27 protein-coding genes are annotated in these 23,714 nt (G+C 33.7%); 9 read left to right on the forward strand and 18 right to left on the reverse strand.

Translation table 11 applies throughout. From position 1 onward, the window contains the following. Nucleotides 1–212: 212 nt before the first annotated feature. The 8 genes from MR053_RS08145 to MR053_RS08180 all read right to left on the reverse strand — a co-directional run bounded on the left by MR053_RS08145 (nucleotide 213) and on the right by MR053_RS08180 (nucleotide 7,764). A complete protein-coding gene (locus MR053_RS08145; RefSeq protein WP_223551807.1) occupies nucleotides 213–1,028 on the reverse strand; it encodes an enoyl-ACP reductase FabI in 816 nt (271 codons plus the stop codon). 82 nt (nucleotides 1,029–1,110) lie between these two features. Continuing rightward, entirely contained in the window at nucleotides 1,111–2,763 is a 1,653-nt protein-coding gene (gene recN / locus MR053_RS08150) for a DNA repair protein RecN (protein ID WP_242131965.1), read from the reverse strand. Between the two features lie 66 nt (nucleotides 2,764–2,829). After that, on the reverse strand, nucleotides 2,830–3,717 hold the full coding sequence (porD, locus tag MR053_RS08155; RefSeq protein ID WP_242131966.1) for a type IX secretion system protein PorD: 888 nt from the start codon (nucleotides 3,715–3,717) through the stop codon (nucleotides 2,830–2,832). Beyond that, nucleotides 3,710–4,921: a bifunctional phosphopantothenoylcysteine decarboxylase/phosphopantothenate--cysteine ligase CoaBC gene (coaBC, locus tag MR053_RS08160; RefSeq protein ID WP_242131967.1), complete on the reverse strand. Its 1,212-nt coding sequence runs from the start codon at nucleotides 4,919–4,921 to the stop codon at nucleotides 3,710–3,712. The genes porD and coaBC overlap by 8 nt, the downstream gene beginning before the upstream one ends. 10 nt (nucleotides 4,922–4,931) lie before the next feature. After that, a complete protein-coding gene (locus MR053_RS08165) occupies nucleotides 4,932–5,258 on the reverse strand; it encodes a DNA-directed RNA polymerase subunit omega (protein ID WP_242131968.1) in 327 nt (108 codons plus the stop codon). A gap of 66 nt (nucleotides 5,259–5,324) precedes the next feature. Then, complete coding sequence (locus MR053_RS08170) at nucleotides 5,325–6,170, reverse strand: outer membrane protein assembly factor BamD (protein ID WP_242131969.1); 846 nt, start codon at nucleotides 6,168–6,170, stop codon at nucleotides 5,325–5,327. Nucleotides 6,171–6,362: 192 nt separating this feature from the next. After that, the gene (gene dapA, locus MR053_RS08175; RefSeq protein ID WP_242131970.1) at nucleotides 6,363–7,244 is read right to left on the reverse strand and encodes a 4-hydroxy-tetrahydrodipicolinate synthase; all 882 of its coding nucleotides are present in this window, start codon (nucleotides 7,242–7,244) and stop codon (nucleotides 6,363–6,365) included. Then, nucleotides 7,234–7,764: a DUF6913 domain-containing protein gene (locus MR053_RS08180; RefSeq protein ID WP_242131971.1), complete on the reverse strand. Its 531-nt coding sequence runs from the start codon at nucleotides 7,762–7,764 to the stop codon at nucleotides 7,234–7,236. Before MR053_RS08180 ends, dapA begins: the two co-directional genes overlap by 11 nt. Before the next feature lie 57 nt (nucleotides 7,765–7,821). On the opposite strand from MR053_RS08180, the gene MR053_RS08185 reads away from it, so the two are divergent. From MR053_RS08185 to MR053_RS08195, 3 genes are all read left to right on the forward strand, one after another. Further along, the gene (locus MR053_RS08185; protein ID WP_242131972.1) at nucleotides 7,822–8,583 is read left to right on the forward strand and encodes a 5'-nucleotidase C-terminal domain-containing protein; all 762 of its coding nucleotides are present in this window, start codon (nucleotides 7,822–7,824) and stop codon (nucleotides 8,581–8,583) included. A 2-nt stretch (nucleotides 8,584–8,585) separates the two neighbouring features. Further along, nucleotides 8,586–9,500, forward strand: coding sequence for a bifunctional metallophosphatase/5'-nucleotidase (locus tag MR053_RS08190; RefSeq protein WP_242131973.1), 915 nt, complete (start codon nucleotides 8,586–8,588; stop codon nucleotides 9,498–9,500). A gap of 67 nt (nucleotides 9,501–9,567) precedes the next feature. Further along, on the forward strand, nucleotides 9,568–9,936 hold the full coding sequence (locus tag MR053_RS08195; RefSeq protein WP_242131974.1) for a DoxX family protein: 369 nt from the start codon (nucleotides 9,568–9,570) through the stop codon (nucleotides 9,934–9,936). A gap of 6 nt (nucleotides 9,937–9,942) precedes the next feature. On the opposite strand, the gene MR053_RS08200 is transcribed toward MR053_RS08195, so the two are convergent. The 4 genes from MR053_RS08200 to MR053_RS08215 form a co-directional block, all read right to left on the reverse strand. Further along, nucleotides 9,943–10,671: a hypothetical protein gene (locus MR053_RS08200; protein WP_242131975.1), complete on the reverse strand. Its 729-nt coding sequence runs from the start codon at nucleotides 10,669–10,671 to the stop codon at nucleotides 9,943–9,945. 87 nt (nucleotides 10,672–10,758) lie between these two features. Continuing rightward, nucleotides 10,759–12,756 (reverse strand): NAD-dependent DNA ligase LigA, encoded by a 1,998-nt coding sequence (ligA, locus tag MR053_RS08205; protein ID WP_242131976.1) that lies wholly within the window; start codon nucleotides 12,754–12,756, stop codon nucleotides 10,759–10,761. Continuing rightward, entirely contained in the window at nucleotides 12,756–13,634 is an 879-nt protein-coding gene (gene prmC / locus MR053_RS08210; RefSeq protein ID WP_242131977.1) for a peptide chain release factor N(5)-glutamine methyltransferase, read from the reverse strand. The genes ligA and prmC overlap by 1 nt, the downstream gene beginning before the upstream one ends. After that, nucleotides 13,631–14,122 carry a GNAT family N-acetyltransferase gene (locus MR053_RS08215; RefSeq protein WP_242131978.1) on the reverse strand — a complete coding sequence of 164 codons (492 nt, stop codon included), beginning with the start codon at nucleotides 14,120–14,122 and terminating at the stop codon, nucleotides 13,631–13,633. Before MR053_RS08215 ends, prmC begins: the two co-directional genes overlap by 4 nt. A gap of 35 nt (nucleotides 14,123–14,157) precedes the next feature. Between MR053_RS08215 and ribD the strand changes: the two genes are divergently transcribed. The 3 genes from ribD to MR053_RS08230 are packed head-to-tail and all read left to right on the forward strand — an operon-like array spanning nucleotide 14,158 to nucleotide 16,413. Further along, nucleotides 14,158–15,198 (forward strand): bifunctional diaminohydroxyphosphoribosylaminopyrimidine deaminase/5-amino-6-(5-phosphoribosylamino)uracil reductase RibD, encoded by a 1,041-nt coding sequence (gene ribD, locus MR053_RS08220; RefSeq protein WP_242131979.1) that lies wholly within the window; start codon nucleotides 14,158–14,160, stop codon nucleotides 15,196–15,198. Then, nucleotides 15,191–15,808, forward strand: coding sequence for an HAD family hydrolase (locus MR053_RS08225; RefSeq protein WP_242131980.1), 618 nt, complete (start codon nucleotides 15,191–15,193; stop codon nucleotides 15,806–15,808). The genes ribD and MR053_RS08225 overlap by 8 nt, the downstream gene beginning before the upstream one ends. Continuing rightward, a complete protein-coding gene (locus tag MR053_RS08230) occupies nucleotides 15,805–16,413 on the forward strand; it encodes an IMPACT family protein (RefSeq protein ID WP_242131981.1) in 609 nt (202 codons plus the stop codon). The genes MR053_RS08225 and MR053_RS08230 overlap by 4 nt, the downstream gene beginning before the upstream one ends. Here MR053_RS08230 and MR053_RS08235 read toward each other — a convergent pair. After that, the gene (locus MR053_RS08235; RefSeq protein ID WP_223551789.1) at nucleotides 16,410–16,808 is read right to left on the reverse strand and encodes an acyl-CoA thioesterase; all 399 of its coding nucleotides are present in this window, start codon (nucleotides 16,806–16,808) and stop codon (nucleotides 16,410–16,412) included. The two genes, MR053_RS08230 and MR053_RS08235, sit on opposite strands and share 4 nt — an antisense overlap. 192 nt (nucleotides 16,809–17,000) lie before the next feature. Between MR053_RS08235 and dnaA the strand changes: the two genes are divergently transcribed. Genes dnaA through MR053_RS08250 form a run of 3 tightly spaced genes read left to right on the forward strand, consistent with a single transcriptional unit; the run spans nucleotide 17,001 to nucleotide 19,649 of the window. Continuing rightward, nucleotides 17,001–18,428: a chromosomal replication initiator protein DnaA gene (gene dnaA, locus MR053_RS08240; protein ID WP_242131982.1), complete on the forward strand. Its 1,428-nt coding sequence runs from the start codon at nucleotides 17,001–17,003 to the stop codon at nucleotides 18,426–18,428. Nucleotides 18,429–18,438: 10 nt separating this feature from the next. After that, entirely contained in the window at nucleotides 18,439–18,891 is a 453-nt protein-coding gene (locus tag MR053_RS08245; protein ID WP_223551787.1) for a low molecular weight protein-tyrosine-phosphatase, read from the forward strand. 41 nt (nucleotides 18,892–18,932) lie between these two features. After that, nucleotides 18,933–19,649, forward strand: coding sequence for an SAM-dependent methyltransferase (locus MR053_RS08250; RefSeq protein ID WP_242131983.1), 717 nt, complete (start codon nucleotides 18,933–18,935; stop codon nucleotides 19,647–19,649). A 3-nt stretch (nucleotides 19,650–19,652) separates the two neighbouring features. Here the strand turns inward: MR053_RS08250 and MR053_RS08255 are convergent, their stop codons facing one another. From MR053_RS08255 to dapF, 5 genes are all read right to left on the reverse strand, one after another. Continuing rightward, on the reverse strand, nucleotides 19,653–20,312 hold the full coding sequence (locus tag MR053_RS08255) for a peptidoglycan-binding protein LysM (RefSeq protein ID WP_242131984.1): 660 nt from the start codon (nucleotides 20,310–20,312) through the stop codon (nucleotides 19,653–19,655). Nucleotides 20,313–20,422: 110 nt separating this feature from the next. Then, a complete protein-coding gene (locus MR053_RS08260; protein ID WP_242131985.1) occupies nucleotides 20,423–21,325 on the reverse strand; it encodes a DUF2279 domain-containing protein in 903 nt (300 codons plus the stop codon). Between the two features lie 2 nt (nucleotides 21,326–21,327). Continuing rightward, nucleotides 21,328–22,371 (reverse strand): endolytic transglycosylase MltG, encoded by a 1,044-nt coding sequence (gene mltG, locus MR053_RS08265; RefSeq protein ID WP_242131986.1) that lies wholly within the window; start codon nucleotides 22,369–22,371, stop codon nucleotides 21,328–21,330. Continuing rightward, on the reverse strand, nucleotides 22,372–22,896 hold the full coding sequence (locus MR053_RS08270; protein WP_242131987.1) for a GNAT family N-acetyltransferase: 525 nt from the start codon (nucleotides 22,894–22,896) through the stop codon (nucleotides 22,372–22,374). Further along, the gene (gene dapF, locus MR053_RS08275; RefSeq protein ID WP_242131988.1) at nucleotides 22,893–23,669 is read right to left on the reverse strand and encodes a diaminopimelate epimerase; all 777 of its coding nucleotides are present in this window, start codon (nucleotides 23,667–23,669) and stop codon (nucleotides 22,893–22,895) included. Before dapF ends, MR053_RS08270 begins: the two co-directional genes overlap by 4 nt. Nucleotides 23,670–23,714: the final 45 nt, after the last annotated feature.

Raw genomic sequence — 23,714 nt, forward strand, 5'->3', positions numbered from 1 at the left:
TCATAAAAAACAAAAGAAAAATTAAAAAGATTAAAGAAATGATTACAAAGTTGAAACTAAATTCTGTAATGTTTTTGTATATAAAATTTAGGTTTTACCAGAAACAACTACCATTACACATAAAAAAGCCACCCCATTGGTGGCCTTAAAATTTAAACATTTATCGCACAAAACGATAGTTACGTTTTACTTTATCCTTCTTATTTTTTTAACTATTCTTCTCCCGTGAAGGTACTCATTACTGCATCACTTACACCCATATTACTGAAGCCTCCATCGTTATATAAATTTTGAAGTGTTATGCGCTTGGTTAAATCACTAAACAGGGTTACCGTATAGTTGGCACAATCTAATGCCGTAGCATTACCTAGAGGCGACATTTTTTCGGCATAAGCAATAAAGCCATCAAAACCTTTTACTCCACTACCGGCAGTAGTTGGCGTTGGTGATTGTGAAATGGTGTTTACACGTACTTTTTTATCACGCCCAAAGAAATACCCAAAACTACGGGCAATACTTTCTAAATAGGCTTTATTATCTGCCATATCGTTATAGTCTGGAAATACACGTTGCGCCGCCATATAAGTAAGTGCCACAATGCTACCCCACTCGTTCATGGCATCCGATTTATAAAGCGTCTGCATTAATTTATGGAAAGACATCGCAGAAACATCGGTTCCTTTTTGAGTCCAATCGTAATTTTGATCTGTGTAATGCCTTCCTTTTCTAACATTAATTGACATACCTATAGAGTGCAACACAAAGTCTAACTTTCCTCCTAAAATTTCCATGGATTGGTCTATTAGGTTTTGTAAATCATCTATAGATGTGGCATCGGCAGGAATAATCTGGGAACCTGTTTTTTCAGCCAGTTCATTTATCTGCCCCATACGCATGGCTACTGGCGCGTTTGTCAATACAAATTGACCTCCTTCTTCATGGACACGTTCTGCCGTTTTCCATGCAATAGAATTAGAATCTAACGCCCCGAAGATAATTCCCTTTTTTCCTTTTAATAAATTGTACATATTTTAATAGTTTATATGTTTATGTTTTTTGGTTTGATCTAAATATTGGCAAAAATACTAAACTTTAACAAATGTTAAAGGTTTAATTTAACAACTCCTTGGCATGAGCAATAGCGGATGAGGATATATCTAAGCCTCCCAACATTTGTGCTATTTCCACAATGCGTTCGTCGTGGTTTAGCTTCACCAAACTGGTTTGGGTAACGTTATTAACATCTTCTTTATAGACCTTAAAATGCGAATGGCCCTTGGCTGCTATTTGTGGCAAATGAGTTATTGCAAACACTTGCATAGTTTTGCTCATTTGCAACATAATTTCAGCCATTTTGTTCGATATTTCCCCTGAAACTCCTGTGTCTATCTCATCAAACATAATGGTTGGCAATTGGATATAGTTTGATAAAACTAATTTTATAGCCAACATAATCCTAGATAATTCACCTCCGGAAGCTGCTTTTTTCAATTCCAAGAAACTCCCTCCCTTATTAGCCGAAAATAAAAAGGACAACTCATCTTTCCCATTGGAAAATAAAGTGCTGGTATAGCTAACTTCAATGTTGAACTGAGCATTGGGCATACCTAGTGTTTTTAAAATCGTCTCCAACTGTTGCTTTAATTCTGGGACAGCTTTCGTACGTTTTTTATGTATTGTATCTGAAATTCTATTGAGCAACTCGAGTTTAATCGCTATTTCTTTCTGTTTTTGTGCAATGGTATCATCTAAATTTTCTGTAATCGAAACCTTATCAGCTAAATTATCACGAATGGTAATTAGTTGAGTTATATCACTTGCAGCATGCTTCAACATTAAATTGTGTAAGGTCTGTAGTTTGGTATTAACTTGTTCCAAACGCACAGGATTAACGTCAAGCGCCTCTTGAAGTAAATCAATTTCACTATAAACATCATCTAAGTCGATTAAACAGCTATGAATTCGTCCTAATAAATCATTATATCTAGAAGATAACCCCGAGAGTTTGCTAAAATTATTTTTTAATTGGGTAAGTGTTTTTATAATGCCTATTTGTTCATCTCCAAGTAGTTGGTAAGATTCTGAAAGTTTTTCTTTAATGTCCTCTACATTGTTTAAGGTTTCGTACTCCTCTTCTAATATTTCCAGTTCGCCATCAACCAATTGGGCTTCAACCAATTCATTCAATAAAAAGGTGTTATAATCGTGTTCTTTAATAGCTTCAGATTTTAGGTTTAATAGCCCCTCTAATTCTTTTTGAAGTGATTTATAAGACCATAACTCCCCTTTATACTTTCCTAAATCAGAAACCGTTCCTGCCAGAGCATCTATAACTTGAAATTGAAATGCATCATCTACAATTTGAAGTGTTTGATGTTGAGAATGAATATCAATTAATCTTTTGCCTAATACCTGCAAACTATTTAGGTTAACCGGTGAATCATTTACAAAGGCACGCGATTTACCTGAAGGCAATATCTCCCTTCGTATAATGGTTTGCTCATCGTAATCCAAATCTTCTTTTTCAAAAAAAGATTTTAAATTGTAGTTGGTAATACTAAAAACAGCTTCAATCACACATTTTTTAGTATCATCTTTTAAACTACTCAAATCTGCACGTTTACCCAATATTAGGGATAATCCTCCCAATAAAATGGATTTACCCGCTCCTGTTTCGCCTGTAATGATGGATAATCCATTGTTAAAATCGACTTTCAGGTTATTGATTAAAGCATAATTTTTAATAGCGAGTGAAACTAACAATGTGATAAAATTGTATTTGGTTAGGAACTAAATATACTAAATGAAATCTTAAAACAGTAAATTGAACTAAAACTTAATATTTGACCATTTACTGGAGTGCATAGGTGCCACTTTTTGAAGTGTTTCCTTAACACTAGCTATGTTAACATTGGGGCCATCGGTAAATATTTGTTCAATTTCATCTGCTTTGGCATCAAAAAATGTTCGCTGCAAAAAAGAATTGGGCCTACTACTGTTCATAGCCTCAAATAACCTTAAGGTAGATGCTATTTCTTCTTTACCCTTTTTAACATTTTCACTCATAACATCTAATCCTAACCGATGATAACGATACATCACTTCCCTGTAAGCAGAAAACGTTGGAGACATTAGATTGTCTATTAAAGCAAATCTACTTTGCAAACCATCTTCCAGTTTCCATCCCTTAAAGTTTTCCTGTTGTGAATAGTTAACAATGGTTTGTGCCTGACTAAAATAGGGATTACCCCCTTGCTTTACAAATGTATCGGCATCCAATCCCAAAATCATATAAATATGAAAGGTCAAAACAGAAATGAGATTGGATTCAAACTGAGTAGGGTTAAACACTAAATTCTGAAATTCTAAATAACGAAATGCAAAATCCCTATCGTTAAAATTATATATTGGTGTTGTAAAAGAAGATCCAAATACTGGTCGTGAGGATTGTATTTGAATAGAGCCTTGAAAGGCTTCACCACTATATTCCGTAATGGTAATAACCATACTGCAGTCAATACGTTCTTGAGGCGAAAAAGCCTTATTGGTCCATTTGGTATTATTGACAAACTCTGTGAGTTGATTTTGTAATGTTTTAAAAATAGATTGATTTGCATTCCCTGTTTGTTGGGCATTAACAACCACGCTGCAATTCAATTCCTGGGAAAATCCATTAAAACTAAAAACAAATAAAAGACAAAATAAAATGTTACGCATGGATATGTTTTAAAATCTCATTAAATAAATCTTGGGCAACTTCGGCTTTATCCTTTAATTGAAACTCCGTTACGTTGTCTTTATTATCTATAAAGGTAACTTTATTTGTATTGTTTTTAAAGCCTGCCCCCTTATCATTTAACGAATTTAAAACAATTAAATTTAAATTCTTTCGTTTTAGTTTGTCTTTTGCGTTTTCTAATTCATTATTGGTTTCTAAAGCAAAGCCTACTAAAAACTGATGTGTTTTAGCTGTTCCCAAAGATTCCAATATATCATTAGTCTTTTCGAGCTCAATAACCATCTCCGAATCATTCTTCTTAATTTTTTGACTGGCTACAGCTTTTGGTTTAAAATCGGCCACTGCTGCAGACAGAATAGCGATATCGGTTTCATTGTAGTACGCATGCACTGCATTGTACATCTCATTGGCACTTACAACATTAAAAACTTGAATAAAGCTATGAGATATTTCCTCATGGGTTGGCCCAGTTATCAAAATAACTTGTGCTCCCAAATTTGCAGCTGTTTTGGCGATTTCAAACCCCATCTTACCACTGGAATGATTAGCTATAAAACGCACAGGGTCTATAGCTTCGTAAGTAGGACCTGCTGTAACAAGTACTTTTTTATCCCTTAAAGGCAATTGATTTAAAATATCGTTTTCAAGAAAAGTAACAATATCTTCTGGTTCAGCCATACGTCCCTCTCCCACTAAACCACTGGCCAATTCTCCACTAGTAGCTGGAATCATGACATTGCCAAAGCTTTTTAGGATTTTAAACGAGCGTAAGGTACTTTCATGTTTATACATGTCTAAATCCATTGCAGGTGCGAAATACACGGGGCATTTAGCCGATAAATAGGTTGCCAATAACAGGTTGTCACAAACGCCGTTTGCCATTTTAGACAAGGTGTTGGCTGTAGCTGGAGCTATAATAAAAAGGTCTGCCCAAAGCCCTAATTCCACATGGTTGTTCCATACAGCGCTATCATCTTCTTCATTAGTAAACGATGAAAAAACAGGATTTTTTGAAAGCGTAGATAAGGTAAGAGGAGTTATAAAATCTTTTGAAGCAGGTGTCATTACCACTTTTACTTGTGCTCCCGATTTTATAAACAAACGGACTAAAGAAGCCGTTTTATAAGCGGCAATACCAGCAGTTATTCCTAACAGTATGTTTTTGCCGCTTAATATTGACATGTTATGGTTTTTACTGGGCGTCTTCCTCAGTATTTCTAAAATAAACTTTTTCCTTTAACCATTCTTGGATAGCTAAAGCATGAGGCTTTGGAAGCTTTTCGTAAAACTTAGACACTTCAATTTGTTCTTTGTTTTCAAAAATCTCTTCGAGACTGTCATTATAAGTAGCAAATTCTTCCAATTTGTCTATAAGTTCTTTCTTAATTTCTGTGTTTATTTGCTCCGCTCTTCTAGAAATAATAGAAATAGCCTCATAAATATTACCTGTCTGCTCATCGATTTGATTTCTATCGTAAGTCATTGTATTAACAGGAGCTTTGGTTTTCTTTAAATCCATTTTTTAATCGCTTTATATATTTTTTGCCTATGGCTTATTTACTTATTTAGTATATATTCTTAAAAATTAACTTTCTGTTTGATACGGTTTTAATTCATTATCAATATCGATTGCCATTCTGTTTACCTCTTCAATGTATTTTGAGTTAGGAAACGAATTTTTAAATACACTAGAGTATTCTTTTCCTTTTTCTAAACGCAACTTTTTGATATGTTCCACATTACCTTGAACCGTTCTTCTTGTTTCATAACTGTTCATAGCCTGTTGGTATACAGCTTCTAACCTAAAATACATGGCTTCTTCACGCAATACAGATCCTGGGAATTCATAAAGAAAATTATCAAATGATTTAATTGCAGCGTCAAAATCAAATGTATATCCTGGAGCTATTTCTGCATATTTCATAGCAATACTAAACGCTTTTTGCTCTAATTTAAATTCCAATTCTTTTACGAGCTTATTAGCTTCATCTAAATATTCGGATTCAGGAAATAAATTGATAAAATTTTGAAGTTTTTCTATAGCCTCAACAGTATCAGTTTGATCTTTTGAATAAACCGGTGAGAGCATATAATAACTTTTTGCACTTAAAAAAGAGGCTTCTTCTAACTTTTCACTTTCGGGATAACTTGAAGCAAATCGTTCAAACTGATACCCTGCAACATAATAATCCCTCATCTTATAGAATGAGTTGGAATACAAATACATTAACTTTTCTGCTTGTGGCTTCCCTCTATAATTAGGTACAATTTGTGCAAAAAGACGATTGGCCTTTTCGTATTTACCTGCATTATACAATTCTTCTCCCATTTTAAATTTTGGGGCTATCTCTTCGGCTTTTAAAACTTTTTGATATTCACTACATGAATTTAATGTCGTGAATGCCAATAATATGTATAAAATTTTCTTCATAGTTTAAAACAGGATGCAAAATTAAGCTATTAATATGGATTTTAAAAAAATATTTTAAACGCTAAAGTAACTGTTGAACAACAGTAACAATAAGGTTTAAATAATATTTAACACTACGAAGTACTATGTTCTTTTATTGCCTTGTAAATAACGAGCTTGGGTGTTTCTTTACTTTCTGCAAAAAAATGACCTTTAATTGTAATCATTAACAAAACGTCCTATCTTCTCCTTTAATTGATGAGATGCTGGTACTAAAGGTAACCTAACGGTATCTTTACATAATCCTAAGGCATCAAATACACATTTAATGCCTGCTGGATTATTTTCTTCAAAAATATAACCAATAACATCCATAAGTTTAAAATGTATACTATAGGACTCCTTAGTTTTGCCCTGCAATCCTAATCGAATCATGTTTGAAAAGTCTTTTGGAAATGCTTGGCCAATTACTGAAATAACCCCTGCTCCTCCAGCCAAAACTACACCTAAGGCTAAATCGTCATCTCCTGATATAACCAAGAAATCTTCTGGTTTATCTTTTAATAATTGTAAATATTGGGATACGTTGTTGCCTGCTTCCTTTACACCTATAATATTTTTAAAATTTTTTGCCAGACGTAAGGTTGTTTCTGGCTCCATATTCTTTGAGGTTCTGCCAGGAACATTATACAATATCAAATCTATCGGACTTGCTTCAGAAATCGCTTTAAAATGTTGATAAAGCCCCTCTTGGGTAGGTTTACTGTAATAAGGGGCTACAGATAAAATAGCATCCATATTACTTAAATCGGTGCTTTTTATTTCCTCTACAACGGCTGCAGTATTATTCCCTCCAATACCCAAAACCATAGGAACCCTTCCTTTATTAGCATTAGTAACAGTTGTAACCACCTCCTGCTTTTCCCGCTTGTTTAAGGTTACACTTTCTCCTGTGGTACCACAAATCACTAGATACTCTGTACCATTTTCAATATTAAAATTAACGATATTGGCCAAAGCCTCATGATCGACACTTAAATCAGATTTAAACGGGGTTACCAATGCCACTCCAGTTCCTAAAAACTTATTGTTCATTTTTAATTTTATTTAATATAGTTAAGTACTTAAAAACTTCTTTTTTAAATACTTTGAATTCATCTAGATGGGTTTTAATTATTAAATCGTTAAGCCTAGTATCTGTTTGTAAAATTCCAATCTTAAATTTTGCATTCGACAAACCTGTAATTAACTTAAGTTCTAATTCATCACTGACATAATAGCTAATCAAAACATCAAACGATTTGTCCAAAAATGCCTGTAATTCAGTATTTTTTATGGTGCCATTCCAGCCTATGTCCTTTGCACTAAAACACAATTCCCAAAAATTAGGTTTTTCATTTTTTGTTGGTGAAAAAGCAATGACCTTGAGCTTATTAGGACGAATATGCAAATAGGCCGCCAATTCTCTGAACAACTCAAAATCATCTATTTCATCACTATTTAAAATAACGCCCAAACTTTCAACTTTGCTATCATCTACATAAACTTTACGCTCAGATAACATTTTGTTTAAATACTTTTTATTAGATTTTTCTTTAAAACCCTTTAAAATCATTTAAATTTATCATTTCCGCAAAGGTAGCAAAAGTAAAACCAAAAACTTGCAATAGATATGAGGTTCACATATTTCGTTTTTTTGTTAAATTTTTTAATTATTGTTAGTTGCAAAGAAGAACCTTATAGGCTTACAAAAATTAAAGGCTCCCTTATAAAGATTACCGATTCCATTAACCCCAATAGTGAGGTTGAATTATTTATTGAGCCTTATAAAAACCATATTGAAAAAGATTTAGACAGTACTATTGCCTATGCTATGAATTTCTATTCTAAATCTGATGGCAAACTTAATACGGCTATAGGAAATTTTATGGCTGATGTGGTTTACGAACAAGCTAATCCCATTTTTAATAACAGAACAGGCAAAGACATAGACATGGTCTTGCTAAACCATGGTGGTATTCGCTCCACAATTCCAAAGGGCAACATTAAAATACGTAACATGTTTGAATTAATGCCATTTGAAAATAAAATTGTTGTAGTTGCTTTAAAAGGGAAACAAATTGATAGTATGATAAACTACTTAAGCCAAGCCAAAAGAGCCCATCCTATTTCCAAGCTCAAATTAAGTTTAGACCAAGACTTCAATCCCTTTACAGCAATGTTAAATGGCGAAACAATTAGGAGCAACAAAACTTATTATGTGGCTACTAGTGATTATTTATACAATAATGGAGATAATATGAAGTTTTTTAGACCAAATGACGGTTTATACAATCTAAACTATAAGATTAGAAATGCATTGATTGATTATCTAAAAAAAGTAGACACTATTAATCCTGTAATTGATGACAGGTTCGTTCAAATAAAAAACTGAAGATGAATCGAAGGGATTTTATACAACAAGCAACAGCAGGAGCTAGTTTTTTAGGGTTAGGAGGCATTGGACTAGAGTCTTTCTCTACTATAAAAACAAAAATGATTACCATCCTTCACACTAATGATGTCCACAGCCATATTGATCCCTTTGGTCCAGGTGAAGGCAGAAACTCCAATATGGGCGGTGTTGCCAGAAGAGCTGGATTAATTGATGCCATAAGGAACGAAAATCCGAATACTCTTTTGTTAGATGCGGGCGATATTTTTCAAGGTACACCTTATTTTAATTATTATGGAGGGGAATTGGAATTTAAATTGATGAGTAAACTTAAATATGATGCAGCCACTATTGGCAATCATGATTTTGATAATGGCATTGATGGTCTTTTTGCCCAACTCCCCCATGCCAATTTTGAGTTTATTTGTGCTAATTATGATTTTTCGAATACAGTAATGAATACCCATGTAAAACCCTATAAGGTTTTTGTTAAAGAAGGTATTAAAATAGGTGTTTTTGGTTTAGGCATCGAATTGAAAGGATTAGTAGATCCAGCTATGTTTAAGGAAACAAAATACTTAGACCCCATTGAAATAACCCAAGACATAACACATATTTTAAAAAAAGAAGAAAACTGCGATTTAATCATATGTCTATCTCATCTAGGTTATAGCTATAGAAATAATCCTAAAAAAATGGATGATTTAAGTTTGGCCAATGCTACAAGCAGCATCGATTTAATAATTGGAGGGCACACCCATACTTTTTTACCAAAACCAACAGTTGTTAAAAATAAAAATGGCAAAAACATGCTCGTAAATCAAGTAGGGTGTTATGGCATAAACCTTGGTAGAATTGACTTTTATTTTGACACCAATAAAAATAAATCGGCAAGCGGCACATCTATAATTGTTTAAATTTCTTTAAAAGTTGAAATGAAATGGTATACAAATCGTCTAAGGAACATACTATTATATCAAAATCATGAAAAAACATGTTTCATTATTTCTAAGAATTTTTGTTGCAATTGTTTTAATCCAAACCCTTCGCTTTAAGTTTACCGCACACCCTGATAGTGTATTCATATTTAAAACCTTAGGTTTAGAACCCTATGGCAGAATAGGTATAGGCATATTAGAGCTCATTGCCGGTTTACTTTTGTTGATTCCTAAAACTATTTGGGCTGGTACATTACTGAGTATTGGAGTAATAATTGGAGCTATTATATCCCATTTAACTGTTCTGGGTGTTATAGTAAATGATGATGGAGGTATGCTTTTTTATACAGCTTTGATAACATTTACTGTGTCTTGCATTATACTTTATATACATAGAAAGGCAATACCTTTTTAAAACCAATTATACTTCTTCAATAACAAATGTATTGGACATATCAAATGTAAGTTTAGATTGCCAATAGAAAAAACAAAATGCTATAAGGTACAATGTAGTGGAAAGAAAATTGAATACCCCTTCATTTGCCATATTTGCCATATACAAATATGCAATTCCCAAAACTTCACCAAAAACTATGCATAAAGAACCTATAAATAACAACAAGGATTTTTTATCATCTCTATAAAAATAATTTAGCAGGGACAATGATAATAAAATCAACATAACAATATTATATGTTAATTCCATAATGTATTCACTAGGGGTTGGAACCCTATCACGCGCTATACTATCTTGCAAAACATATACTATATAGACATTTAGAACTGTTAAAATTATTATGTGTATTTTAAAGTTCTTTAAACTATATTCAACATATGACTTTGTAAGGAACTTAAATAATAATGAAGTATAAGCAAGCACATAAAGCGAATTACCTACAAAATAATTTATCTTATACGGAATGTGATCGTCGAATAACACCATTAAATCAGACACGGAAAAAAATATTAAGAACAAAGAAACAGAGATGGTCTTTTTCTTAACAAGAGTAAAATATAGTAGAGCTATTGCCGGACTTAATAATGAACTTACGCTGTAAGCTAATGAATCTCTCCCCGTTATTAAGAACACAACAAAAACAATATAAACTATTGGCACAATACTCTCCAAAAAAAATTTGGGCTTGTACATAACGTAGGTTTAAAGTTATGTGACAAACATAATAAAAAAAATGCTATTAAACGAATAATAAATACATTTTATCGATTTTTTTTTAAATTATTTTATTTTTTGTAAGAATTCATATTCATTAATTATGATTATACCTAAAGATTCAGCTTTAATCTTTTTACTTGGCCCCATATTATTGCCAGCAACTATATAACTGGTCTTCGACGAAATGGAACCACTTACTTTTCCACCATTGTCTTCTATAAGTCTTTTTAATTCGTTTCGGGAAATAGTTTCAAAAACTCCAGTCACCACAATAACATCTCCTTTAAGTTTATCTGTTTGACCAAAAAGGGCTTCGGCAGATAATTCCAACTGGACTCCGAATTGTTTTAATCGGTTAATCATAATGATGTTTTCCAATGAAGAAAAGAAAGTCGACACACTTTTTGCTATTTTTTTTCCAATTTCATCCACATTAAGCAAGTCATCTTCAGAAGCTTTGGCTAATGCATCAATACTTTTATAGTGCTTAGCCAGTTTCTTAGCGACTGTTTCACCTACATAACGAACCCCCAAAGCATATAAAACACGCTCAAACGGAATGGCTTTGGAGGCTTCAATACCATTAATTAAATTATCGGCACTTTTTTCTGCCATGCGCTCTAACGGAATTACCTGTTCTTTGGTTAATTCGTATAAATCGGAATAATTGGCAATTAACCCTTCATTGACCAACAATGCGACAGTTTCACCGCCCAATCCTTCTATATCCATTGCCTTTCGTGAAATAAAATGTTGGATACGCCCAATAATTTGTGGTTTACAGCCATTATAATTAGGGCAATAATGTTGTGCCTCACCTTCTTCTCTTACAAGTTCCGTAAAGCATTCTGGACAATTGGTGATATATTTAGTAGACTCAGAATCTATTGGACGCTTAGTCAAATCCACCCCAAGAATCTTGGGAATAATCTCTCCACCCTTTTCCACATACACTTCATCGCCTACCCTTATATCCAACTTTTCTATTTGGTCGGCGTTGTGCAGCGAAGCCCGTTTTACGGTGGTTCCTGCCAATTCCACAGGTTCTAAATTAGCAACAGGTGTTATGGCTCCCGTGCGCCCTACCTGATAAGTTATACTGTTAAGTCGTGTTGAAACCTGTTCTGCCTTAAACTTATAGGCCATAGCCCAGCGTGGGGCTTTAGCCGTATAACCCAATTCTTCCTGTTGTTGCAGATCATTCACTTTTATAACCACACCATCTGTTTCATAAGGCAATGTATGTCGTTTCTCGTTCCAGTAATCCACAAAGTCAATAACCTCGTCGATTGAATGTGTCAATTTTGCAGCTTTGGGAACCTTGAAACCCCACTGCCTTGCCTTTTCTAAACTTTCAAACTGGGTTTCTATATCTAAATTATTTCCAGTTAAGCTATAAAGCAGGCACTCTAATGGACGTTTAGCCACCTCAGCACTATCCTGAAGCTTTAAACTGCCTGATGCTGTATTACGTGGATTTCTATAGGGTTCTTCACCTATTTCAATACGTTCTTCATTCATTCTATTAAAGCCTTCAAAAGGCAAAACGATTTCTCCACGAATATCAAACTTAGGCGGAAAATCACCTTTTAACAGTAACGGCACCGATTTAATGGTCTTTACATTAGCTGTTACATTATCCCCTTGAAAACCATCTCCTCGTGTAACTGCCCTAACCAAAATTCCATTCTCATAGGTTAAGCTTATTGAAGCTCCATCATACTTAAGCTCACAAGTATATTGAATATCATCATCCACTATTTTTTTTATGCGCTTTTCCCAATCCAGTAAATCCTCCTTGGAATACGAATTATCCAAAGAATACATACGATGTTCGTGTACTATGGTTTCAAAGTTTTTGGTAACCTCACCGCCTACACGTTGTGAGGGGGAATTGGCATCGAAAAATTCTGGGTGTTTAGCCTCAAGCTCTTGCAGTTCTTTTAGCTTAATATCAAATTCGTAATCTGATATGGTTGCATGGTCAAGAACATAATAGTTATAGTTATGTTGACGTAGTTCTTCTCGGAGTTTTTCTATGTGTTGTTTTATGTTGTTCATTAAATAATTGCCTTTACCATTCTATCTTTATTAAAGATATCCTGTTTTAATTCTATATTTGAAAAATGTTGTCGATGCAACAAATCCACCATTGCGTTACCAAGATACTCATTGATTTCAAAAAACAACAAACCTCTTCTTGACAACTTATCAACGGCAAATCGCGAAATAGCTTCGTAAAACAACAACGGATTGTCGTCTTTAACAAAAAGTGCCAAATGCGGTTCATTATCCAAAACATTTGGTTTCATCATGTATTTTTCTTGCTCACGAACATAAGGTGGATTGGAAACAATAACATCGAATTCAAAATCCTTAAATACTATTTCCCAAGAATTTGCGTTTAAAATATCGACATTTAAAAAAGTAACGTCTACATGATTAATTTCAGCGTTTGCTTTGGCAACCAGCAATGCTTCTTCTGATATATCAACAGCATAGATTTTTGCCTTAGGTAAGTGCTTTGCCAAGGAAATTGCTATACAACCGCTACCAGTGCCTATATCTAATATCCTTAATCCTTTATCTGTGATAATTAACTTTTCATCTTTAATTGTTAATTCATCAAAGACCCATTGCACCAATTCTTCGGTTTCTGGTCTAGGTATTAGTGTATACTCGTTTACCTTAAACGAAAGTCCATAAAACTCAGTTTTCCCCAATAAATATTGTATAGGTTTTTGTTGTTTTAATAAAGCTAATGCATTAAAAAGCTTTGTATCATCATCCATTTGATAATCGGGCTGCATGGCTAAATCCAAACGTGTCACACCACAATGATTGGCAATTAGCATATAAAAAAAGCTATCAACTTCTTCTATAGTATAGGTAGCATCAAGCTCCTTATGAAATATGTCTTGAATTGCTTTTAACCTCATAAATTCTTAATCATCCAAACCCCACAGGAATAATGTCCTGTATTTCCCAATGCTTTATCCAAATACCTAAATCCGTAACTTTCATAAATATGTATAGCCGCCTTAAGTTGCGATGCTGACTCCAAATAACATTGCTTATACCCTAAAGATTTTGCCGATTGCATACACTTTTCAAAAAGTTGCCTTCCGTAACCTTTGCCCCTTACAGCTGATGAAAAATACATTTTTTGGATTTCACAAACAGTACCATCAAAATCCTTTAAAGGTTTAATACCCCCACCACCTAAAACTTCACCATTATACTCAATAACATAATACACCTCATTATCATTCTGATAGGACTCATACATTCTTGGAGTTTCAGAATCACTATAGGCCGTACCCTCCAAAGGAATCTTAAATTCATGGAAACAGGTCCTAATCACGGCTTCAATAGACTTATTATCAGTTGGTTCAATTTTCCGAATTACGATAGTGCTATTACTCATTTTAAAGCCTTAATTTTGTTTCGATATTTATTGGGATGAATATACATGAAAAATACATAAAACGCTGTATTGAAATTGCTAAAAATGGCCTAGGTACTACAAGGCCCAACCCTATGGTTGGCTGTGTTATTGTTTATAACAATACCATTATTGGCGAAGGTTACACAAGTGCCTACGGAAGCAACCATGCCGAAGTAAATGCCATACGTTCTGTTACAAACAAGGAACTTTTAAAACAATCGACCCTATATGTAACACTTGAACCATGTTCACATTATGGCAAAACACCCCCTTGTAGTGATTTGATTATAGCACACGACATTCCGCATGTGGTTATTGGTTGTATAGATGACAATGAAAAGGTTGCTGGAAAAGGCATTAAAAAACTCACTGGAGCGGGCTGCGAAGTAACCGTTGGGGTTCTGGAACAAGACTGTAAAAATCATCATAAACGCTTTTTTACTTTTCACAAAAAAAAACGCCCCTATATTATTTTAAAATGGGCCGAAACCATAGATGGGTTTATTGCGCCACTTACTAAAAGCGAAAACAAACCCGTTTGGATAACTAATAATTACTCCAGACAATTAGTACATAAATGGCGTACCGAAGAACAAGCAATTTTGGTTGGAACTAACACAGTTTTAAAGGACAATCCCAGATTAACGGTTAGGGACTGGACTGGTAAAAACCCAATTAGAATAGTCCTAGACAGCAATTTAAAGCTTTCAGAAGCACATGCAGTTTTTAATGATGAAGCTAAAACAATAGTAATAACTGACAAAGCTACTTCTTTCTCTAAAAGCAATATTTATGAGGAGGTGGTTTTTTATGAAGCTAATCTAGCTCATGAAATTTGTACTATTTTATTTGAACAACAAATAAATTCAGTAATCATAGAAGGGGGTGCAAAAACCCTACAACTATTTATAGACACCAATCTTTGGGATGAAGCAAGGGTTTTCTCAGGAGCTGCCTCATTTAAAGAAGGTGTTAAAGCACCTCACTTTTCAGGGCAATTGATTTCTGAAAAAAACATCGCTACCGACATCCTAAAAATGTACAGTAATGATTAAGACCCTTATATTCGATTTTGGAAATGTATTCATCAACCTAGATATTAAAGGCGCTTTAAGTAGAACTTGCCAAATATTAGGTATAGATATCTTTTCTGAAGAAATAATAGCCATTAATAGTTTATACGAACAAGGCTTAATTACTACCCGAGAATTTCTGGAATTTTACAAAGTACATATTCCTGACCAATCAAAAGAAACCTTAATCGAAGTATGGAATTGCCTACTAAAGGATTTTCCAAAACACCGATTGGAGTTTATAAAAACTTTAAAATCGACATCCAAATACAAGCTCATTCTATTGAGTAACACCAACGAACTACACATTAATTGGATAATAGAGAACGTTCCATTTTACAATGTTTTTAAAGCTTGTTTTGACGCCTTTTATTTATCGCATGAGATTAAACTTAGGAAACCAAATCGTGATATTTTTGAATTTGTATTAACAGAAAACAAGTTAAATCCAAGCGAATGCCTATTTATTGATGATAACCAAGCTAATATAGAAACCGCTGATCAAATGGAATTTCAAACATGGCATATCAATCCTAAAACTGAAGATGTTGTCGATTTATTTAAAACCAAAAGCAATCTATTTAACTCTTGATTGAAGACGATAAATATAAAACCATTAATACCGCCTCCGAAAATGTTCTTTTTAAAGATAAGAACAGTAAATTTTACGGTTATGCCTTTCCTGTCAAAAATGAAGAAGAGGCAAAACACTATTTAGAACAACTAAAAAAAGAACACCATAACGCAAGACATTGGTGTTATGCGTATCAATTAGGTACAGAATCAATTATCTACAGAGCTAATGACGATGGTGAACCCAACAATTCTGCAGGAATGCCAATTTACGGACAGATACAATCTTTTGAGGTAACGAATATTCTAATTGTAGTTGTACGGTATTTTGGTGGTGTTAAACTTGGTGTTAGCGGATTAATAAATGCTTATAAAACTACAGCTTCATTAACGTTGCAGCAATGCAATATCATCACCAAAACCATTAATATAAACTACCTCATAAACTTTAAATATGAAGACATGAACAAGGTTATGAGGATTGTTAAGGAAAACCAGATTGACATTATAAACCAAAAACTGGAATTGGATTGTAAAATCATCATATCTGTAAGAAAAAAGAGTGCAAAAACGGTATTCAATTTATTTGATACTTTATTTGGTGTTGAAATAAAGCCAATCTAAGCCTCAATAGCATCTAAAATATATTGAGGGGCCCTTACTGGTTTGTTAGTTTTCATATCAATAAACACCAAAGTGGTCGATGCTTTCGTTAAGATCTCTCCTATTTCGTTCGTAATTATATAGTCAAATTCGATCTTGGCAGTGGGTCTTTTTTTTAGTTGAGTTTTTACATTAATTACATCGTCGTAACTAGCTGATTTTTTATAATTTAAACTCAACGATATAACAGGAAGCATAACACCACTTTCTTCCATTTTTTTATATGAAATTCCTAATTTACGCAGCCATTCAATTCGCCCCATTTCGAGATATAGCGCATAATTACCATGATAAACTACCCCCATTTGGTCAGTTTCGCCATATCTCACTCTTATTTGTATTTCATCGATTTTCATAGAGATAATTAAATAATTTTTTGTAGCTTCGGCTAGTCCTTAAACATGCACAAAAAATTCTAAAAATTCAATAGCAAATGATTTTTTTTTTTAGAATTTTGTTCACATATTTGCTTTGCTTTAATGGGGGAGATATGAAAAATCATTTTTCATACAAATTTCTAACTAACTAAAAACCAAATAAACTAAAAAATGAGTAAAACTGCGCAATCGGTATGGAATAATTGTCTAGAGTTTATAAAAGATAATATCCAGCCGCAAGCCTATAAAACATGGTTTGAGCCCATTGTTGCAGTTAAGCTTACCGATAGCGCTTTAAGCATTCAGGTGCCCAGTAAATTCTTTTACGAATGGCTTGAAGAACATTATGTAAAAATCCTTAAAGTATCGCTCACCAAAGAATTAGGGAACAATGCCAAGTTGGTGTACATTATAAAAATGGAAAATACCTATGGTAACAAGCAACCATTTACCGAAAAAATTCCGAGTTCCAATAGAACTGCTTTAAAATCACAAGAAATTGATATTCCCCTTAACAATAAAAACCCAGAATTAAGAAATCCGTTTGTAATCCCTGGTATTAGAAACGTAAAAATTGAATCACAACTTAATCCCAATTACAGTTTTGAAAATTTTTTGGAAGGTGATTCAAATCGACTTGCAAGAAGTGCCGGATTGGCTGTTGCAGCAAAACCAGGAGGCACATCCTTTAACCCCCTTCTAATTTTTGGAGGAGTTGGTTTAGGAAAAACCCATTTGGCCCATGCCATTGGTGTAGACATAAAAGACAAGTACCCTGAAAAGACTGTTTTATATATTTCTGCCGAAAAATTCACACAACAGTATATTGAATCGGTAAAAAAGAATAACAGAAACGACTTTATACATTTCTATCAACTTATAGACGTTTTAATTATCGATGATGTTCAGTTTTTTTCTGGGAAATCTGGTACTCAGGATGTGTTCTTCCATATATTTAACCATTTGCATCAAAATGGAAAGCAAGTTGTTTTAACTAGTGATAAAGCTCCTGTTGATATGCAAGATATTGAACAACGCTTGTTGTCACGCTTTAAATGGGGTTTATCTGCCGAGTTACAACATCCCGATTTTGAAACTAGGGTATCGATTTTAAAAAACAAGCTTTATCGTGACGGTGTTGAGATGCCTGATGACATTATTGACTATGTTGCCAAAAACATAAAAACAAATGTTCGTGAACTAGAAGGCGCCATTATTTCTCTTATTGCACAATCGTCGTTCAATAAAAAAGAAATAACTCTAGAACTTGCAAATCAAATTGTTGAGAAGTTTGTAAAGAATACCAAACGTGAGGTATCAATAGATTACATACAAAAAGTTGTATCAGACTATTTCCAAATGGATATCGACACACTGCAGTCTAAAACAAGAAAACGACATATTGTGCAGGCTAGGCAGTTAGCCATGTTCTTTGCTAAAAAATTCACCAAAGCTTCTCTGGCAAGTATTGGTTCCCAAATAGGGAAGCGCGATCACGCTACCGTGTTGCATGCCTGTAAAACGGTCGACAATTTATCTTCAACCGATAAACAATTTAGAAAGTACGTAGAAGATATTACCAAAAAACTTTCTGTTTAAAACAATTACAATGACTAAAATTTTAATGGTTTGCTTGGGTAACATTTGTCGTTCTCCATTGGCAGAAGGTATTTTGCGCTCAAAACTTCCGTTAAGTGATTTTATGGTAGATTCGGCTGGCACTGCAAATTATCATGTAGGAGACAAACCAGATAGACGCTCTATAGCGGTAGCAAAAAAATATGGCTTGGATATTTCCAACTTGAAAGGTCGTCAATTTAGCACCAAAGATTTTGATAATTTTGACCATATTTTTGTCATGGACGAATCCAATTATATTAATGTTATGTCACTTGCTAGAGACGATCAGGATAAAGAAAAAGTGAAGTTTATTCTAAACGAAGTATACCCTAACCAAAATTACAGTGTTCCAGACCCATATTATGGAGGGAATAGTGGATTTGAAAACGTATACAAAATGTTAGATGAGGCTTGTTCTATTATTGCTGAACAATTAACCTAAAATTAATATTTTTACACTTTCCTTTTCATTTTAAATACGTAATGAATACAGAGCTAGGCGTTTTATACTTAATACCAACTACTTTGGGTGATAATGCTCCTTTAGAAGTATTACCTATTTCCGTTAAAAAGATTATTGAGCAAACCGATGTGTTTATTGTTGAAAATGAAAAAACAGCACGACGGTTTATCAAAAAAATAAGTTCGGGGAAATCCCAGTCCGCTATACAAATGTTTCATTTAAACAAGTTTACCAATCCTATAGAGTTGCCTGGATTCTTAGAACCCTGTTTAAGAGGCATTAATGTTGGGTTGCTATCAGAAGCTGGTTGTCCCGGTGTAGCCGACCCAGGCGCAGATATTGTTAAACTGGCTCATGAGAAAGGTGTTAAAGTAGTGCCTTTGGTTGGCCCCTCGTCTATTTTAATGGCGATGATGGGATCTGGACTCAATGGTCAAAATTTTGCATTCAACGGCTATCTTCCAATTGATAAGGAAGAACGGAAAAAAGAAATAAAACGACTTGAAAAACTATCTTTTGAAAATAATCAATCTCAAATTTTTATTGAAACCCCTTATAGAAACAATAAACTATTAGAAGATTTGTCCAACATATTATCGACACATACCCAAATTTGTGTAGCTTGTGATATTAGTTTAACTACCGAATTCATTAAAACAAAAAGTGCGGAAAATTGGAAAAAAAATATGGTAGACCTCCATAAAAGACCTACCATATTTATAATTCATAAAAGCTAGAAATTAAATTGCCTTAGCTTTTCTATTAGGTTTTAAAAATGATGTATCGTAACCCGAAAACTTCTTTAGATAATATGATACAGTGGTACCGTTACCATCGGCAAAATTATTGAGCCCATAGCTTCTTAGATATTTTTTCACATTACCTGGGCCAGCCAAATGTGCTGCTGCCAATATTCCAGACTCAGTTACAAGGACACCATTAATACGTTTTCCTACAAAATTTTTAATATCCTTTCTTAAAATCCACTTATTACGTTGTGCATTAGCTATAAAAGCACGTTCCTGTAACTTTGGGTCTTTTAAAAATTTAGTTGGATTATGTATTCCAATTAATTTTAATGTTCCCTTACCAAATTGGTATTTGCCTAGATAACCAAACCTGTTAACACAGGTATAATCACCTCTAGATTCCTTAAAAGCCAATGCCTCTTTGAAACCTACAAAAGATTTTCCTAAATAGGGAGAAAATGTTTGGGCACTTTCTTTCGATACATCGATATTGCCCGCAATATCTTCATCAAGACCTACACTGTAGTTTAGTTCAAGGCCTTCGGTTGAATATTCACTCAAATCTATCGTTTCATTAGTTGAAAACGATGCGTACAATAGAACAGAAATTGTAAGCGTCAGGGCTGAATAACTTGCAATATTCTTTATCATAATTTCTAAATTTCTTCAGTGTAATACAATAGTATTTCACTTGAAAATTTGAGCGTGCAAAATTAGATATTTTTTTGTTTTTTTCAAAATTCCTCGTTTATGTGCATTTTTTAGTAGTGCAATAGATGAAATACACTGCCATTTTTACTCAATTCTAAGGTTGGAAATGGCACCTTAATTACGTTAAAAACACTAAAAATAGATTTCAAAAAACGTGAATTAGTTTTCAATTCATTCAAATTTACATCAAAACTCAAATAGAATTGCCGTCTTCTATTGTTATTTGTCAACAAATTATTGTCAATATCCTCAACCCCCTGCAACATACCATCAGCACTGTAGCCCACTGCAAAATTCAACCATTTTGGTATATTAAATTCCTTGAAAAAAGCGTGTAAATTAAAACTTAACCAATAGGTTTGGCCGTTGTAATCCTTTAAAATTTCCTCTAAAAAACCTTCACCCAGTTTATCTGGATTTAAACCTGCATATTTAGTTTTGTGAAACGAAAATTTTAAATGAATACGCTGCTCGTTCCATAGTAATTCTTGACCAACATACAACCCAGTACCTAAAGCATTAGCAGCTATATCGCCCCAAGAATAACCCCACTCTGCTGAATAACCATCCAAAATTTCGACAGCTGTTAGAAAACCTAGGCCTAATGTGGCTCCATAAATAAGTTGTCCTTTTTTGCTAACCCCACTCCAATTTAGTAGCTCTGCTCCAACCCTTCCCATTTGGTATGATGCAAATACATGTCCTAGCTTATCCATTTGAAGCCATTGATTATTATCGTTTATGACATGAAACTTAGAACGCTCAAAATCGGAATACCATAATTGGTTTAACCCTATTAATGAAATCGTTACAAAAGAAGCTTCTGAAATAATTACGGTATTTCTACGGGTTATGTTTAACGTATCCGATGGTGTTAAAAAAGTTTCTAACCTAGATTGCGATAAGGATAGTAGTGGAATTAAAAAAAGGACACATTTTAATGGTTTGACCATAATTACCTATAATTGCCCTTAGCATCTTGAAATCTATGGTATCCCGCAGCATTTTTATTGTGCTGGGCTAAAGTCTTGGAAAATTTATGATATCCTATACGTTTTACATCAGCCACAAAATAAAGGTAATTGTGTTTTTCATAATTCAATACCGCATCGATGGCCGAAATATCTGGCATGGCGATGAGCCCCGGAGGCAAGCCTAAGTTTCTATAGGTGTTATAAGGTGAATCTATTTCCTTATGAACATTTAATACACGTTTAATAATTGTGTTTTTATATTTGGGCAATTGATATGCGGCAAATTTAATGGTAGGATCGGCCTGCAAAGGCATACCAATTCTCATTCTATTTAAATAAACACCTGCAATACGCGGTTGCTCACTAGTTTGCTTAGATTCTTCATAGACTATTGATGCAAGAGCGATTACCTCACTAGGAGTCAACCCTAAAGTTTGAGCTTTTTTTAATCGGTCATCATTCCAAAACCGTTTGTATTCTTTTAACATTCTGTCCCTAAAGGCTTCTGCTGAAGTATTCCAAAAAAACTCATAACTATTTGGCAAGTACATGCCCAACGCTGTAGCTTCTGTAAAATTGTTTTCAGATAAAAAATTGACATCCTTCATTGCATTAAGCAGAGAAATACTGTCGGCTTCAATTTCATTTGAAACCCTACCTGCCAATTTTTGCAATGAACTTTGATTGTTAAATGATAGTTTTACTGGTAAATTATTTATCCGTATGGAATTAATAATATCGTTATTACTCATCCCTTTTTTAATGGCATATCTACCTGCCTTAATGTTACCAACATATTTTTTTTGCTTTGCTAAATCATCAAAAGAAGCAATGTCATCCAACAAGGGCTGCAATTGATTTCGAACATCTGTATAAGTAGCATTAGTTGGAATATAAAGGTAAGCCACCTCATTATTAAAAACCGTATTTGGACGTAACATGGCTCTATACACAAAATTCGCAAAAAAAGCTGCAATTACTAGTCCTATGATGGCGATGGCCCAAAGTATCTTTTTTATATACATTTATCTATTTATGAATTGAAATAAATATTCACTTTTATATGAACCATTAATCAAGTTCCAATCCTTTTTTAAGCCAATCTTTTTAAAGCCTAATCCAGAAAACAACTTGATACTTGCTTCATTGTCTTCTGAAACATTACAATACAGCTGGTGCAATTGCAAATGCGAAAAAGTATAATTCATTAAAAGTTTTAAGGCTTCTTTACTATAACCTTTACCTCTGTTTTCCCGTTCTTTTATCAAAATACCAACTCCCGCCCGGGCATGTTTAAAATCGAAATCGAAAATATCAATTAAACCTAGGGCTTCATGCTTAAAATTTGAAATAACCAACCGTAATTGTTTAGCTTCAAATATATCTTGATGGGCATTTTGTAGATATTGCCTTAAAATATGCTTTGAATAAGGTGTTTGGGTGTTACTGACTTCCCAAATAGCTTCATCATTTTCAATGTCATAAAGGAACACTAAATCTTCAGGCTCCAAAGCGCGTAAATAAATATTTTTACCCTTTAGCGTTGTCATATTATACCTTTAAAAACAAATGATGCAGGACCAATTAGCCAAACATTTTTATAGATCCCATTCTCAATATCAAAACACACTTGTAATTTACCTCCTTGAACCTCTAAATCAATGTGGGTATTTTTGGTTTGTCCAATTGCATGCATAGCAATAGCTACTGCCGTAACTCCGGTACCACATGACAATGTTTCATCTTCTACGCCACGTTCATAAGTCCTAACCCTAAACGTTTTATCTGATAATTTCTTAACAAAATTAATATTACTTCCTTTTTGGTAATAAGGTGCCCCATAACGTATCCCAGCTCCTTTTGATTTTATATCAAAGTCGTCAATAGCATCTTCAAATTGTACATGATGCGGGGAACCCGTGTTTAAAAAAACATGATTTGAATGTTTCTCAATTGTATCAACATCCAACATTTGAAGCTTTACATTATTCTTATCATCAATCTCAGCGTGATGCAACCCATCAATAGCTTCAAAAACAGCTTTATGCTGTATTACACTTAAGTACTTAGCAAACGCTACCAGACAACGACCGCCATTACCACACATGGAGCTTTCGTTACCATCTGAATTGTAGTAGACCATTTTAAAATCCAATGTGTCATGTTTTTCTAGTAGAATAAGACCGTCAGCACCTATGCCAAAACGTCGGTCACAGAGCGCTTTAACCTGTTTGGTATTTTTTTTGTTGAAACTTTGCTGACGATTATCAATCATCACAAAATCGTTTCCAGTTCCTTGATATTTATAAAACGTTTGCTGCATAATTTGTGTACAAATATAGGAATATTAAACTGTTTTTTTATGTGT

Source organism: Aestuariivivens marinum, from assembly GCF_022662175.1.
Classification (GTDB): Bacteria; Bacteroidota; Bacteroidia; order Flavobacteriales; family Flavobacteriaceae; genus Aestuariivivens; species Aestuariivivens marinum.